General features: G+C 65.3%; 17 protein-coding genes. 13 read left to right on the forward strand and 4 right to left on the reverse strand.

The genetic code is table 11. From position 1 onward, the window contains the following. Positions 1–7: 7 nt before the first annotated feature. Genes lipA through VPA02S_RS14375 form a run of 4 tightly spaced genes read right to left on the reverse strand, consistent with a single transcriptional unit; the run spans position 8 to position 2,918 of the window. A complete protein-coding gene (gene lipA, locus VPA02S_RS14360) occupies positions 8–991 on the reverse strand; it encodes a lipoyl synthase (RefSeq protein ID WP_062364250.1) in 984 nt (327 codons plus the stop codon). 7 nt (positions 992–998) lie between these two features. Next, a complete protein-coding gene (gene lipB, locus VPA02S_RS14365) occupies positions 999–1,679 on the reverse strand; it encodes a lipoyl(octanoyl) transferase LipB (protein WP_062364252.1) in 681 nt (226 codons plus the stop codon). Positions 1,680–1,698: 19 nt separating this feature from the next. Then, positions 1,699–2,016 (reverse strand): YbeD family protein, encoded by a 318-nt coding sequence (locus VPA02S_RS14370; RefSeq protein ID WP_062364253.1) that lies wholly within the window; start codon positions 2,014–2,016, stop codon positions 1,699–1,701. Beyond that, positions 2,013–2,918 (reverse strand): D-amino acid aminotransferase, encoded by a 906-nt coding sequence (locus VPA02S_RS14375; RefSeq protein ID WP_062364255.1) that lies wholly within the window; start codon positions 2,916–2,918, stop codon positions 2,013–2,015. Before VPA02S_RS14375 ends, VPA02S_RS14370 begins: the two co-directional genes overlap by 4 nt. A gap of 157 nt (positions 2,919–3,075) precedes the next feature. Between VPA02S_RS14375 and VPA02S_RS14380 the strand changes: the two genes are divergently transcribed. The 13 genes from VPA02S_RS14380 (at position 3,076) to VPA02S_RS14440 (ending at position 14,715) form a co-directional block, all read left to right on the forward strand. After that, positions 3,076–3,561: an ATP synthase subunit I gene (locus tag VPA02S_RS14380; protein WP_015867635.1), complete on the forward strand. Its 486-nt coding sequence runs from the start codon at positions 3,076–3,078 to the stop codon at positions 3,559–3,561. A gap of 4 nt (positions 3,562–3,565) precedes the next feature. Continuing rightward, positions 3,566–4,435, forward strand: a complete 870-nt coding sequence (gene atpB / locus VPA02S_RS14385) for a F0F1 ATP synthase subunit A (RefSeq protein WP_015867634.1) — start codon at positions 3,566–3,568, stop codon at positions 4,433–4,435. Between the two features lie 60 nt (positions 4,436–4,495). Then, a complete protein-coding gene (atpE, locus tag VPA02S_RS14390) occupies positions 4,496–4,759 on the forward strand; it encodes a F0F1 ATP synthase subunit C (protein WP_007830191.1) in 264 nt (87 codons plus the stop codon). A 77-nt stretch (positions 4,760–4,836) separates the two neighbouring features. Then, positions 4,837–5,307: a F0F1 ATP synthase subunit B gene (locus tag VPA02S_RS14395; protein WP_007830193.1), complete on the forward strand. Its 471-nt coding sequence runs from the start codon at positions 4,837–4,839 to the stop codon at positions 5,305–5,307. Positions 5,308–5,315: 8 nt separating this feature from the next. Further along, positions 5,316–5,846, forward strand: a complete 531-nt coding sequence (locus VPA02S_RS14400) for a F0F1 ATP synthase subunit delta (protein WP_062364257.1) — start codon at positions 5,316–5,318, stop codon at positions 5,844–5,846. Positions 5,847–5,894: 48 nt separating this feature from the next. After that, positions 5,895–7,448 (forward strand): F0F1 ATP synthase subunit alpha, encoded by a 1,554-nt coding sequence (atpA, locus tag VPA02S_RS14405; protein WP_015867632.1) that lies wholly within the window; start codon positions 5,895–5,897, stop codon positions 7,446–7,448. Between the two features lie 21 nt (positions 7,449–7,469). Continuing rightward, complete coding sequence (gene atpG / locus VPA02S_RS14410; RefSeq protein WP_018906553.1) at positions 7,470–8,345, forward strand: F0F1 ATP synthase subunit gamma; 876 nt, start codon at positions 7,470–7,472, stop codon at positions 8,343–8,345. A gap of 87 nt (positions 8,346–8,432) precedes the next feature. Then, the gene (locus VPA02S_RS14415; protein ID WP_018906554.1) at positions 8,433–8,822 is read left to right on the forward strand and encodes a hypothetical protein; all 390 of its coding nucleotides are present in this window, start codon (positions 8,433–8,435) and stop codon (positions 8,820–8,822) included. Positions 8,823–8,949: 127 nt separating this feature from the next. Then, positions 8,950–10,350 carry a F0F1 ATP synthase subunit beta gene (gene atpD / locus VPA02S_RS14420; RefSeq protein WP_015867629.1) on the forward strand — a complete coding sequence of 467 codons (1,401 nt, stop codon included), beginning with the start codon at positions 8,950–8,952 and terminating at the stop codon, positions 10,348–10,350. A 12-nt stretch (positions 10,351–10,362) separates the two neighbouring features. Continuing rightward, on the forward strand, positions 10,363–10,782 hold the full coding sequence (locus tag VPA02S_RS14425; RefSeq protein WP_015867628.1) for a F0F1 ATP synthase subunit epsilon: 420 nt from the start codon (positions 10,363–10,365) through the stop codon (positions 10,780–10,782). 237 nt (positions 10,783–11,019) lie between these two features. After that, positions 11,020–12,189 carry an ROK family protein gene (locus VPA02S_RS14430; RefSeq protein WP_028254174.1) on the forward strand — a complete coding sequence of 390 codons (1,170 nt, stop codon included), beginning with the start codon at positions 11,020–11,022 and terminating at the stop codon, positions 12,187–12,189. Continuing rightward, a complete protein-coding gene (locus tag VPA02S_RS14435) occupies positions 12,186–13,727 on the forward strand; it encodes a sugar ABC transporter ATP-binding protein (RefSeq protein WP_028254173.1) in 1,542 nt (513 codons plus the stop codon). The genes VPA02S_RS14430 and VPA02S_RS14435 overlap by 4 nt, the downstream gene beginning before the upstream one ends. Further along, the gene (locus VPA02S_RS14440) at positions 13,714–14,715 is read left to right on the forward strand and encodes an ABC transporter permease (protein ID WP_028254172.1); all 1,002 of its coding nucleotides are present in this window, start codon (positions 13,714–13,716) and stop codon (positions 14,713–14,715) included. The genes VPA02S_RS14435 and VPA02S_RS14440 overlap by 14 nt, the downstream gene beginning before the upstream one ends. The last annotated feature ends 3 nt before the right edge of the window (positions 14,716–14,718 follow it).

The raw sequence follows: 14,718 nt of genomic DNA on the forward strand, positions 1-14,718 counted from the left end.
CCGTTTGTCAGACGCCCGCGGCGTGCGCCTGCTGGTCCGCGTGGTAGCTCGAACGCACCATCGCGCCCACGGCCGCGTGGCTGAAGCCCATCTTGTAGGCCTCTTCCTCGAACATCTTGAAGGTGTCGGGGTGCACGTAGCGGCGCACCGGCAGGTGCGAGCCCGACGGCGACAGGTACTGGCCGATGGTCAGCATGTCGATGTCGTGGGCGCGCATGTCGCGCATCACCTGCAGGATCTCTTCGTCGGTTTCGCCCAGGCCCACCATGATGCCGCTCTTGGTCGGAACCTGCGGATGCAGCGCCTTGAACTTCTTCAGCAGGTTGAGGCTGAACTGGTAGTCGCTGCCGGGGCGCGCTTCCTTGTAGAGGCGCGGCGCGGTCTCGAGGTTGTGGTTCATCACGTCCGGCGGCGCGGCCTTGAGGATCTCGAGCGCGCGGTCGTCGCGGCCGCGGAAGTCGGGCACCAGGATCTCGATCTGCGTCATCGGCGAGAGCTCGCGGATGTTCGTGATGCAGTCGACGAAATGCTGGCTGCCGCCGTCGCGCAGGTCGTCGCGGTCGACGCTGGTGATCACCACGTACTTCAGGCGCAGCTTGGCGATGGTCTTGGCGAGGTTGAGCGGCTCGTCCTTGTCGAGCGGGTCGGGGCGGCCGTGGCCCACGTCGCAGAACGGGCAGCGGCGCGTGCACTTGTCGCCCATGATCATGAAGGTGGCCGTGCCGTTGCCGAAGCATTCGCCGATGTTCGGGCACGAGGCTTCCTCGCAGACCGTGTGCAGGTTGCTCTCGCGCAGGATCTGCTTGATCTCGTAGAAGCGCGTGGTGGGGCTGCCGGCCTTCACGCGGATCCATTCGGGCTTCTTGAGCACCTCGCCCTGCTGCACCACCTTGACGGGGATGCGCGAGAGCTTGGCCGCGGCCTTCTGCTTGGCGAGCGGGTTGTAGGTTTCGGCGCTCTGGGCGTCGCGGACGACTTCTGTGGTGCTCATTGGATTGCTAAGGCGCCAGGTAGGTGCCGAGCTTCTGGCTCAGGACCCGGGCAGCTTCTTCCCATGTGGTTTGGACCCCGATTGTAGAAAGATCGACCGTTTGCAGCCCCGCATAGCCGCAAGGATTGATGCGCGAGAAGGGTTCGAGGTCCATCGCGACGTTGAGCGCCACGCCGTGGTAGGTGGCATGGCGGCTCACCTTGATGCCGAGCGCGGCGATCTTGCCGAGGCCGCGGAACGGGTCGCCGGCGGGCAGCGGGCCGGTCAGCGCGGCATGCGAGAAAGGATCGTCGAGTCGCACGTAGATGCCGGGTGCGCCCGCCACGCGGTGGCCCGTCACGCCGAAGTGGGCCAGCGTGCGCAGCACCGATTCCTCGATGCGGTAGACGTATTCCTTCACGAAGTAGCCCGCGCGCCGAAGGTCGATCAGCGGATAGGCCACCACCTGGCCCGGGCCGTGGAAGGTGACCTGGCCGCCGCGGTCGGTCTGCACGACCGGGATCGCGCCAGGGTTCAGGATGTGGTCCTGCTTGCCCGCGATCCCCTGCGTGAAGACCGGCGCATGCTCGCAGATCCACAGCGCATCGGGCGTCTCGGGCTGGCGTTCGAGCGTGAACTGCTTCATTGCGCCGTAGGTGGCGGCGTAGTCGGCGGCGCCCAGCCATGTCGCTTCGATGCCCGTGCTCATCGCGTACCCGGCGCTTTCTTCAGAGAACGACCTTGACCATCGGATGGGCCGACAGCGCGCGGTAGAGATCGTCGAGCTGCTCGCGGCTGGTGGCGGTGACGGTGATCGTCACGCCCAGGTAGTTGCCCGCCTTGCTGTCGCGCAGCTCGACCGTGGCGGCGTCGAAGGCCGGATCGAAGCGCTCGGCAATCTGGGTGATCGCGTGCACGAAGCCATCGGCCTTGACGCCCATGACCTTGATCGGGAACTGCGAGGGGTACTCGATCAGCGATTCCTTGCGCGGATCGGGAATCGGAGCGCCGGTGTCGGTGATGTCGTTGGTGGTGCTGCTGCTCATGCGGTGGTCGCTCCTTGCTTGTGTGGCTGCTGGGCATTGCGCTGCTTGGCCTCTTGGTAAGCCGCGTACAAGGCTTGGTAGATGGGGCCGGGACGGCCATTTCCAATCGCCTGGCCATCGAGCGTCACGACCGGCAGCACTTCCTTGCTGGCCGACGAGAGCAGCAGCTCGTCGGCGCCGAACACCTCGTCGCGAGAGATGCGGCGCAGCGCAAACGGGATGCCGCACTCGGCGCACAGGCGTTCGAGCAGGCCGTAGCGGATGCCGGTCAGCACCAGGTTGTCCTTGGGCGGCCCCACGAGGCCGCCGTCCTTCACGATCCACACGTTGCTCGACGAGGCCTCGCTGAGCCATTCGCCGCGGAACATGATGGTCTCGGCCGCGCCGGCCTCGACGCTGATCTGCCGCGCCAGCACCGCGCCCAGCAGGCTGGTGCTCTTGATGTGCGCCTTCTGCCAGCGGAAGTCGTCCGCGCTCACGCAGGCCACGCCCTTGGCGCGCACGGCGTCGGCCGCCGGCGGCAGCGGGTTCACCATCACGAACACGGTCGGGTGCACGCCACGGGTCATGGCATGATCGCGCGGCGCGACACCGCGGGTAATTTGAAAGTACACGGCCTGGGGCGCATCGCCGCCCGGCTCGACGAGCCGCATCACGATGCCTCGCCACTGGGCGAGCGTGAGCGGATTGGCGATCTGCAGTTCGGCCAGCGAGCGATCGAGGCGCGCCATGTGCTCCTCGAAGCAGAAGGGCTGGCCGCCGTAGACGGGGACGACTTCATAGACGCCGTCGCCGAAGATGAAGCCGCGGTCGAGCACGCTGATGCGTGCGTCCTTGAGCGCGGTGTACTCGCCGTCGAGATAGCAGAGCGTGGAGGGGAGTGCGGCGGTAAGAGGGTGCATGCTGGAATTATGGTTGCGCGCGGCAGGTCGGGTTCTCGTCAGCCGATGAAGCCTCGATTTGCAAACGCGACAGCTCGGGTGGTCGGATGGGCTGGGTTTTTACTTATAATCAATGGCTTTGTAGAAATTCTGGGTCGTCATCCGGGCTTCATTCGAAATGAAAACAATCGCCCGAAAAGATGAACAAGTCGCGGAAGACCTCGACGCAGAATACAAGCCGTTGACCGCCGATGAGGCGCGTGAACTGCGAGCAAGGCATCCCTCGATCTCCCCCTGGTGGGTCATCGCGGGGCAGTTGGTTGTCGGTCTGCTGGTGGCTTTGGCCGCCTGGGGACTGACGGGGAGGCAAAATCTGGGGTGGTCCGCCGGCTACGGCGCGATTGCGGTGGTCATTCCTGCTGCGGTGTTCGCGCGGGGGCTGACCGGCCGGTTTTCTTCCCTGAATCCGGGCACTGCGGTGGTTGGGTTCTTCCTGTGGGAAATGGTCAAGATGGCCTTGTCGATTGCGATGTTGTTCGCAGCGCCAAGGCTGATAACGGCGCTGAGCTGGCCAGCAATGCTGATCGGCCTGGTGGTGACAATGAAGGCGGCCTGGTTGGCGGTGATGTTCTCGCCCCGGCGCCGGCAACATAGAGACGAGTAACTGAATGGCTGCTGAAAACGCTGCGGAACATGGTCAGACCGCGGGTGAATACATCATTCACCACTTGACGCACCTGCAAAGCTCCAAGCCTGGGGGTGTTGCGGACTTTTCGGTTTTCAATTTCGACTCGCTCTTCTTCTCGATAGCACTGGGCATCCTGGGTTGCTGGCTGCTCTGGCTGGCTGCCCGCAAGGCTACTTCGGGCGTTCCCGGCCGTTTTCAAGCGGCCGTCGAACTGCTGGTAGAAATGGTCGACCAGCAGGCCAAGGGCATCGTCCACAACGCCACCAGCCGCAAGTTCGTTGCCCCGCTGGCGCTCACGATCTTCGTCTGGATCTTCCTGCTCAATGCAATGGACCTGTTCCCGGTCGATTTGTTCCCGGCGATCTGGGCCAAGATCTTCCACATCGCCGGCGAAGACCCGCACCACGCCTACCTGCGCGTCGTGCCCACGGCCGACCTCTCCGTGACAATGGGCCTGTCGGTGGGCGTGCTGCTGGTCTGCCTCTACTACAACATCAAGATCAAGGGCCTGGGCGGCTGGGTGCACGAGCTCTTCACGGCGCCGTTCGGCAACCACTGGGCGCTGTATCCGTTCAACTTCGCCATGCAGATGATCGAGTTCGTCGCCAAGACCGTCTCGCACGGCATGCGGCTGTTCGGCAACATGTATGCCGGCGAGCTGATCTTCCTGCTGATCGCGCTGATGGGCGGCGCCTGGACGCTGTCGACCACCGGCGTGCTGCTGGCGCTCGGCCACATCGTTGCGGGTACCGCCTGGGCCATCTTCCACATCCTGATCATCACGCTGCAGGCGTTCGTGTTCATGATGCTGGCGCTGGTCTATATCGGCCAGGCCCACGATCACCACTGATCATCCGTTTTCGTTTTCGTTTTTTGTTTTCTCTTCAACCAAAGTCCTCTAGGAGTCATCATGGAAGTTATTAGCTTTGTTGCACTGGCCGCCGGCCTGATCATCGGTCTGGGCGCTGTGGGCGCATGTATCGGCATCGGCATCATGGGCAGCAAGTACCTCGAGTCGGCCGCACGTCAGCCTGAACTCATGGGTGAACTTCAAACCAAGATGTTCCTGCTGGCCGGTCTGATCGACGCTGCTTTCATTATCGGCACCGGTATCGCCCTCTGGTTCGCAACGGCCAACCCGTTCCTGGCTCAGATCGCCAACCTGCCGAAGTAAGTCTTTCTCGTCGGACCCGTGTCGTCGTTCCCCTCTGTGGAATGGCTTCGCATTCAATCCCAAAGAGAGGGTGAAAAGTGAGCATTACCGGTACCCTGATCGTTCAGATGATCGTGTTCCTGATCCTGGTCGGGTTCACGATGAAGTTCGTGTGGCCGCCGATCGCGAAGGCGCTGGACGACCGCGCTGCGAAGATCGCCGAAGGCCTCGCTGCCGCCGACAAGGCCAAGTCCGAACTCTCCGCCGCCAACAAGCGCGTGGAAGCCGAACTGGGCCAGGCACGCAACGAGTCCGCACAACGTCTTGCCGACGCCGAACGTCGCGCCCAGGCCATCGTTGAAGAGGCCAAGGCCCGCGCGACCGAGGAAGGCAACAAGATCGTTGCAGCCGCACGCGTCGAAGCCGACCAGCAGGCACTGAAGGCGCGCGAAGCACTGCGCGAGCAAGTCGCGGCCCTGGCTGTCAAGGGCGCAGAGCAGATCCTGCGCAAGGAAGTGAATGCAGGCGTTCACGCCGATTTGCTCGCCCGCCTGCAGACCGAACTCTGATAGAAGCCATGGCAGAACTCGCCACCATTGCACGCCCCTACGCCGAGGCGCTCTTCAAGGCCTCGTCGTCCGACGTTGCCGGCACCAGCGCCTGGCTCGAAAAGATGGCCGTCATCGCGGCCAATCCGGAGCTCCAGCAGTTCGCCGACAACCCCAAGGCCACGGCCGAGCAGGTTCTCGGCGTGGTCGCCGGCGCCTTCGGTGTGCCGCTGCCCGCCCATGCCCAGAACTTCCTGGGTGCGCTCCTCGAGAACGGGCGCTTCTCGGTGCTGCCGGAAATTGCGAAGCAGTTCCGGGCACTGGCCAACGCGAAGAGCGGTTCGTCCGACGCCGTGGTCTACAGCGCCTTCCCGATCGACGCATCGGCCCTGGCCAATGTGGCGGCTGCGCTCGAAAAGCGCTTCGGCCGCAAGCTGCAGGTCACGGTCCAGCAAGAGCCGGAACTGATCGGCGGCATTCGTGTGGTGGTCGGCGACGAGGTGCTCGACACCTCCGTCAAAGCGCGCCTTGAACAAATGAAAGTTGCGCTGGCGGCCTGACGGTCTTCAGCCCTCTACTTGTAGCCTCAAAGAAAGAAGGAAAGAGTCATGCAACTCAATCCCGCAGAAATTTCCGAACTGATCAAGAGCCGCATCGAGGGCCTCGGAGTCAGCGCGAACATCCGCAACGAGGGCACCGTGGTTTCGGTGACCGACGGCATCGTGCGCGTGCACGGCCTGTCCGACGCGATGCAGGGCGAAATGCTCGAGTTCCCGCCCACGGCCGACGGCACGCCGTCGTTCGGCCTCGCGCTGAACCTCGAGCGCGACTCGGTCGGCGCCGTGATCCTGGGCGAGTACGAGCACATCTCCGAAGGCGACACCGTCAAGTGCACGGGCCGCATCCTGGAAGTGCCCGTCGGCCCCGAGCTCATCGGCCGCGTGGTGAATGCCCTGGGCCAGCCGATCGACGGCAAGGGCCCCATCAACGCCAAGATGACCGACGTGATCGAGAAGGTCGCACCGGGCGTGATCGCCCGCAAGTCGGTCGACCAGCCGATGCAGACCGGCCTCAAGTCGATCGACTCGATGGTGCCGATCGGCCGTGGCCAGCGCGAGCTGATCATCGGCGACCGCCAGACCGGCAAGACCGCCGTGGCAATCGACGCGATCATCAACCAGAAGGGTCAGAACATGACCTGCGTCTACGTTGCGATCGGCCAGAAGGCTTCGTCGATCAAGAACGTGGTGCGCGCACTCGAACAAGCCGGCGCGATGGACTACACCATCGTGGTGGCCGCATCGGCCTCCGAATCGGCCGCCATGCAATACGTGTCGGCCTACTCGGGCTGCACCATGGGCGAATACTTCCGCGACCGCGGCGAAGACGCGCTCATCGTGTATGACGACCTCTCCAAGCAAGCCGTGGCCTACCGCCAGGTTTCGCTGCTGCTGCGCCGCCCGCCGGGCCGCGAAGCCTACCCCGGCGACGTGTTCTATCTCCACTCGCGTCTGCTCGAGCGCGCAGCCCGCGTGAACGCCGACTACGTCGAAGCCTTCACCAAGGGTGAAGTCAAGGGCAAGACCGGTTCGCTGACGGCGCTGCCGATCATCGAAACGCAGGCCGGCGACGTGTCCGCCTTCGTTCCGACCAACGTGATCTCCATCACCGACGGCCAGATCTTCCTGGAAACCAACCTGTTCAACGCCGGTATCCGCCCCGCTATCAACGCCGGTATCTCGGTGTCGCGCGTGGGTTCGTCGGCGCAGACCAAGGTCATCAAGGGCCTGTCGGGCGGTATCCGTACCGACCTCGCCCAGTACCGTGAGCTGGCTGCATTCGCGCAGTTCGCCTCCGACCTGGACGAAGCCACCCGCAAGCAGCTCGACCGCGGTGCCCGCGTGACCGAACTGCTCAAGCAGGCCCAGTACAGCCCGCTGCCGATCTCGCTGATGGGCGCCACGCTGTTCGCGGTGAACAAGGGCTTCATGGACGACCTGGAGATCAAGAAGGTGCTGCCGTTCGAACACGGCCTGCACCAGTTCCTGAAGTCCAGCCATGCTGCGCTGCTCGACAAGATCGAAAAGGCCAAGGCGCTCGACAAGGACGCCGAGGCCGAGCTGACCGCCGCCATCACGTCGTTCAAGAAGTCGTTCGCCTGATCGGCCGGACAAGGAGCACTCATGGCAGCTGGTAAGGAAATCCGCGGCAAGATCAAATCGGTGGAAAACACCAAGAAGATCACCAAGGCCATGGAAATGGTCTCGGTTTCCAAGATGCGCAAGGCGCAAGAGCGCATGCGTGCCGCCCGCCCCTACAGCGAAAAGATCCGCAACATCGCGGCCAACCTGGGCAAGGCGAATCCCGAGTACACGCACGCGTTCATGAAGAAGAACGAGGCCAAGGCCATCGGCTTCATCATCGTCACGAGCGACAAGGGCCTGTGCGGCGGCTTGAACACCAACCTGCTGCGCGCCGTCACCGGCAAGCTGCGGGAAGCCCAGGGCGCGGGCATCGCGATCGAGTCGGTGGCCATCGGCAGCAAGGGCCTGGGCTTCCTGAACCGCATCGGTGCGCGCGTGGTGGCCCACGTCACCCACCTGGGCGACACGCCGCACCTGGACAAGCTCATCGGTCCGGTCAAGACGCTGCTCGACGCCTACGCAGAAGGCAAGCTCTCGGCCGTGTACCTGTGCTACACGAAGTTCATCAACACGATCAAGCAGGAGCCGCTCGTCGAGCAGCTGCTGCCGCTGGCCGCAGACTCGCTGCAGGTCGAGGCCGGCCAGCATTCGTGGGACTACATCTACGAGCCCGATGCGCAGAGCGTGATCGACGAGCTGCTGGTGCGCTATGTGGAGTCGCTGGTCTACCAGGCCGTGGCCGAGAACATGGCGTCCGAGCACTCGGCCCGGATGGTTGCAATGAAGGCGGCGACGGACAACGCCGGCAACGTGATCAACGAGCTCAAGCTGGTCTACAACAAGACCCGCCAGGCAGGCATCACCAAGGAGCTTTCGGAAATCGTGTCCGGCGCCGCTGCGGCCGCCGGTGTTTGATTGCGGCAATGGACCGGGCCACATTGCCATTCGCGCTTCGCACTGCGAACCGATAACCGAAGGCCTTTTTCTGGGGACTCTGCACAAATGAAGAAACTTCTCGTTCTGGTGGCCATGGCCGCCGCGCTGACTGCCTGCTCCAAGAAGGAAGAGGCGCCTGCTGCACCGCCGGCACCTGCCGCTGCACCGGCGCCCGCTCCCGCGGCGCCTGCCGCTCCGGCTGCACCGGCCGCGCCCGCAGCCGCCGCTCCCACGGCATCGGCCGCGGACCTGCCGCAGGAGTGCAACGACTACCTGGCCAAGGCCCAGGCGTGCGTGTCGGCGCAAAGCGGCGCTGCCGCCGATGCGATGAAGGCAAGCGTCGAGCAGACCAAGGCAGCCTGGGCTTCGATGGGCACCGACAAGGCCGCGCTGGGCCAGGCCTGCAAGGCTGCCAGCGATGCCTTTGCCGCACAGGCCGCGGCGCTGAAGTGCTGATCGGAAGCAACTGAAGAAATCAAGGGTGCCGGCCCGTCCGGCATTCTTGCAAAAGCGGCCCGCGATGGCACAAGGACGCTTCTGCAAGAACCTGTCGCAACATTATTGAGATCCAGAAGGAAACGCCATGGCTGAAGGAAAAATTGTCCAATGTATCGGCGCCGTGGTCGACGTGGAGTTCCCGCGTGACCAGATGCCCAAGGTCTATGACGCCTTGAAATTCGAAGGCGGCGGGCTGACCCTCGAAGTCCAGCAGCAGCTCGGCGACGGCGTGGTGCGCACCATTGCGCTCGGCTCGTCCGACGGCCTGCGCCGCGGCCTGATCGTCACCAACACCGGCGCACCCATCACGGTGCCCGTCGGCAAGGCCACGCTCGGCCGCATCATGGACGTGCTCGGCCGTCCGATCGACGAGCGCGGCGACGTGAGCCAGGACCTCACCGCATCGATCCACCGCAAGGCCCCCGCATACGACGAACTGTCGCCTTCGCAGGACCTGCTGGAAACCGGCATCAAGGTGATCGACCTCGTGTGCCCGTTCGCCAAGGGCGGCAAGGTGGGCCTGTTCGGCGGCGCCGGCGTGGGCAAGACCGTGAACATGATGGAACTCATCAACAACATCGCCAAGGCTCACTCGGGCCTGTCGGTGTTCGCCGGTGTGGGTGAACGTACCCGCGAAGGCAACGACTTCTATCACGAGATGGCCGACTCCGGCGTCGTGAACCTCGAGAAGCTCGAGGACTCGAAGGTCGCCATGGTCTACGGCCAGATGAACGAACCCCCGGGCAACCGCCTGCGCGTGGCACTGACCGGCCTGACCATTGCCGAGTCGTTCCGCGACGAAGGCCGCGACGTGCTGTTCTTCGTGGACAACATCTACCGCTACACGCTGGCCGGTACCGAAGTGTCGGCTCTCTTGGGCCGCATGCCTTCCGCCGTGGGCTACCAGCCGACGCTGGCCGAGGAAATGGGCCGCCTGCAGGAGCGGATCACGTCGACCAAGGTCGGCTCGATCACCTCGATCCAGGCCGTGTACGTGCCGGCCGACGACTTGACCGACCCGTCGCCCGCCACCACCTTCGCCCACCTGGACTCCACCGTGGTGCTGTCGCGCGACATCGCTTCGCTCGGTATCTACCCCGCCGTGGACCCGCTCGACTCGACCTCGCGCCAGCTCGACCCGAACGTGGTCGGCGAAGAGCACTACAACGTGGCCCGCGCCGTGCAAGGCACGCTGCAGCGCTACAAGGAACTGCGCGACATCATCGCGATTCTGGGCATGGACGAACTGGCACCGGAAGACAAGCTGGCCGTGGCCCGCGCGCGCAAGATCCAGCGCTTCCTGTCGCAGCCGTTCCACGTGGCCGAAGTGTTCACGGGTTCGCCCGGCAAGTACGTGCCGCTGGCCGAAACCATCCGCGGTTTCAAGATGATCGTGAACGGCGAAGCCGACCACCTGCCCGAACAAGCGTTCTACATGGTGGGCGGCATCGACGAAGCGTTCGAAAAGGCCAAGAAGGTCGCTTAACAAGGAATCACCATGGCAGGCACCATTCATGTGGACGTGGTCAGCGCGGAAGAGTCGATCTTCTCGGGCGAAGCCAAGTTCGTCGCGCTGCCCGGTGAAGCCGGTGAGCTCGGCATCTACCCGCGCCACACGCCGCTGATCACGCGCATCCGCCCCGGCGCCGTGCGCATCGAAACGGCCGACGGCGGCGAGGAGTTCGTCTTCGTGGCCGGCGGCATTCTCGAAGTGCAGCCCAACGCCGTCACCGTGCTGTCCGACACCGCGATCCGCGGCAAGGACCTCGACGACGAGAAGGCCAACCAGGCCAAGGCAGCCGCCGAGGAAGCGCTCAAGAACGCCAAGAGCGACATCGACATCGCCATGGCGCAGTCGGAACTGGCCGTGATGGCTGCGCAGATCGCTGCGCTGCGCAAGTACCGCCAGAAGAAGTAAGCAGGAGCGAAGAAAAGCGCTCCACGAAAAAGCCGCCTCCGGGCGGCTTTTTTGCGTCCGCCGCTCCTGCAAAAAGCCTCACTTTGGTCTGAACATGGTCGAAGTTTGGCCTTGTCCGGCTGAAGCTGCGCCCCTAGTATTCGCCTTCGCCCCGGACTGCGGTTGCTGCAGCCGGCGGCCAAAAGAATATTGGAGACAAAGCGCGTGGCACCCTGGAGTGGCATCACTGCAGACGAGATGCGGTTGCTGGAGACCACCTTCTGGTCGGCCGGCGGCTCGCGCCATGCCATGGCCGAACAGCTCGGCTTCTCCAAGAGCAAGGCCAATGCGCTGATCGCCGGCCTGGTCGAACAGGGCCTCTTGGCCGAAGCGGGCCTGCAGCGCTCGTCGGGCGGGCGCCGCGCCGAGAACCTGCAGCTGCATGCCGGGCTTGGCGTGCTCGTGGGCATCGACATCGGCGCCACCAGCCTCGACGTCGCGGTGCTGCGCTCCGACCTCACGGTGCTCGCGCAGCACGACGAGCCAGCCGATGTGCGCGAAGGCCCGGCCGTGGTGCTGGCGCGGGTGCGTGTGCTGATGCGCGAACTGCTCGCGCGCTGCGGCCACGGCGCGAAGGACGTGCTGGGCATCGGCATCGGCGTGCCCGGCCCCGTCAACTTCGAGATCGGCCAGCTCGTGAATCCGCCGCTGATGCCGGCCTGGGACAGCTTCTCGATCCGCGACTACCTGCGCGAGGATTACGCGGCGCCCGTCTTCGTCGACAACGACGTGAACCTGATGGCCCTCGGCGAGCTCTGGCGGCTGAAGCGTTCGCTCAACAACTTCCTCGTGATCAAGATCGGCACCGGCATCGGCTGCGGCATCGTCTGCCATGGCGAGGTCTATCGCGGTGCGGCCGGTTCGGCCGGCGACGTGGGCCACATCTGCGTGGACCAGGACGGGCCGCGCTGCCATTGCGGCAACGTCGGCTGCGTCGAGGCCATGGCGGCAGGGCCGGCCATCACGCGCATGGCGGTGCAGGCGGCCGAGGCTGGTGAAAGCGCCATGCTGGCCGAGTGCCTGCGCCTGCACGGGCGCATCGATGCCATCGACGTGGGCCAGGCGAGCCGCGCCGGCGATACCGCGGCCAACGGCATCATCCAGCGCGCCGGCAACCTCATCGGCCAGATGCTGGCGTCGGTGGTGAACTTCTTCAATCCCTCGCATGTGTTCATCGGCGGCGGCATCACGCGCATCGGGCCGCTGTTCCTGGCGGCCGTGCGGCAGAGCGTGTACCAGCGCTCGCTCGCGCTCTCCACGCGGCACCTGGAAATCCAGTACACGCCGCTGGGCGTGCAGGGCGGCCTGGTCGGTGCCGGCGTGCTCGCGATGCACGAGACACTGAAGGTCCGCGGAGTGGCGCCATGACAAACGCAGAAGCACAAGGCAAGGGAAGCGTGGCGGTCGAATTCGACGGCGTGGTGAAGGCCTTCGGCCCGGTGCAGGTGCTGCACGGCGTGAGCTTCTCGCTGGCGCCTGGACGCGTGTACGGCCTGCTCGGCGAGAACGGCGCGGGCAAGTCCACGCTGATGAAGATCCTGTCGGGCTACGAGCCGCTCACCGGCGGCACGCTGCGCATCAACGGCCAGCCGCAGCAGTTCACGAGCTCGCGCGACGCCGAGGCGCTGGGCATCGTGCTGATCCACCAGGAGTTCAACCTTGCCGAAGACCTGAGCGTGGCGCAGAACATCTTCCTCGGCCACGAGAAGAAGAAGGGCTGGCTGCTCGATGACGCCGCGATGGAGCGCGACGCCGCCGCTGCACTCGCTGCCGTCGGCCTGCAGGTCGACCCGCGCACCAAGGTGCGAAGGCTCATCGTGGCCGAGAAGCAGCTCGTCGAGATCGCCAAGGCCATTGCACGCCGCGCGCGCCTGCTGGTGATGGACGAGCCGACCGCCACGCTGACCCCGGGCGAAACCGAACGGCTCTTCAAGCTCATCGCGCAACTGCGCGCCGATGGCGTGACCATCGTCTACATCTCGCACAAGCTCGACGAAGTGGAGCAGGTGACCGACGAGGTGATCGTGATGCGCGACGGCCGCTTCGTGGCGCGTGCGCCCACGCCCGAGCTCACGCGCCAGCAGATGGCCAACCTCATGGTGGGCCGCGAGCTGGCCGACCTGTACCCGCCGCGCGACCTGGTGGTGGCCGCCGATGCGCCCGCCATGCGCGTGCGCAGCTTCAGCGTGCCCGGCTGGGCGCAGGACGCGAGCTTCGAGGTGCGCCCCGGCGAGATCCTCGGCTTCGCGGGGCTGGTGGGCGCGGGCCGCACCGAGCTGTTCGAAGGCCTGCTGGGCCTCAGACCCGCGAGCGGCCAGGTCGAGATGCTCGGCAAGCCCGTGCCGCACCACAAGGGCTGGCGCAGCCCGCGCGACGCCGCGAAGCACGGTCTCACCTACCTGAGCGAAGACCGCAAGGGCAAGGGCCTGCACGTGAACTTCGGCCTGCGCCAGAACCTCACGCTGATGGCGCTCGAACGCTATGCGCAGCCCTGGCTGCAGCCCGAGGCCGAACGCGGCGCGCTCGCCGAGGCGGTGAAGGACTACGGCATCCGCACCGGCTCGCTCGACGTGCGCGCCTCGTCGCTCTCGGGCGGCAACCAGCAGAAGCTCGCGCTCGCCAAGGTGCTGCAGCCCAAACCCAAGGTGGTGGTGCTCGACGAGCCCACGCGCGGCGTCGACGTCGGTGCCAAGCGCGACATCTACTTTCTGATCCAGCGACTCGCCCGCGAAGGGCTCGCGGTGATCGTCGTCTCGTCGGAGCTGATGGAACTCATCGGCCTGTGCCACCGCGTCGCGGTGATGCGCGCGGGCCGCCTGGTTGCCATGCTCAACGCCGACCACTTGACTGAAGAGGAGCTCATCGCTCATGCCACCGGAACAGCAGACACCCATGCCGCAGCCTGAAGCCGCGCAACACCGCAGCGAGGGCAAGCCGCGCTGGACCGAGCACCTGCACGGGCTCGGCCCGGTCATCGGCCTGGTGCTGCTGTGCATCGGCGGCACGCTGCTCAACAGCGACTTCGCGACCGTCGACAACGCGACGAACGTGCTCACGCGCACGGCCTTCATCGGCATCATCGCGGTGGGCATGTGCTTCGTGATCATCTCGGGCGGCATCGACCTGTCGGTGGGCTCGATGGCGGCACTCATTGCAGGCAGCGTGATCATGTTCATCAACTGGGCCGGTCCGGCCTCGGGCTCGCCATTGATGGCGGTGGTGCTGGGCGCGGTGCTCGCGGTGGTGCTGGGCGCGCTGTTCGGCCTGGCGCACGGGCTCCTGATCACCAAGGGGCGCATCGAGCCCTTCATCGTCACGCTGGGCACGCTCGGTATCTTCCGCGCCTACCTCACGTACTTTGCCGATGGCGGCGCGCTCACGCTCGACAACGACCTGTCGGACCTCTATGCGCCGGTGTACTACGCAAGCCTGGCGGGCATTCCGGTGCCGGTGTGGGTGTTCGTGATCGTCGCGATCATCGGCGGCGTCATATTGAACCGCACGGCCTACGGGCGCTACGTGCAGGCCATCGGCTCCAACGAGCAGGTCGCGCGCTATGCGGCGGTGGACGTGGACCGCGTGAAGATCCTCACCTACGTGCTGCTGGGCGTGTGCGTGGGCATTGCCACGCTGCTGTACGTGCCGCGCCTCGGATCGGCCTCGCCGACCACGGGCCTCTTGTGGGAGCTCGAGGCGATTGCCGCGGTGATCGTCGGCGGCACCGCGCTCAAGGGCGGCGCGGGCAGCATCACGGGCACCGTGGTGGGCGCCATCCTGCTCTCGGTCATCAGCAACATCCTGAACCTCACCAGCATCATCAGCGTGTACCTCAACGCCGCGGTGCAGGGCTTCGTGATCATCATCGTCGCGTTCCTGCAAAGAGGGCGCCGCTAGTGC

It is taken from the genome of Variovorax paradoxus NBRC 15149 (genome assembly GCF_001591365.1).
In the GTDB taxonomy this organism is placed as follows: domain Bacteria; phylum Pseudomonadota; class Gammaproteobacteria; order Burkholderiales; family Burkholderiaceae_C; genus Variovorax; species Variovorax paradoxus.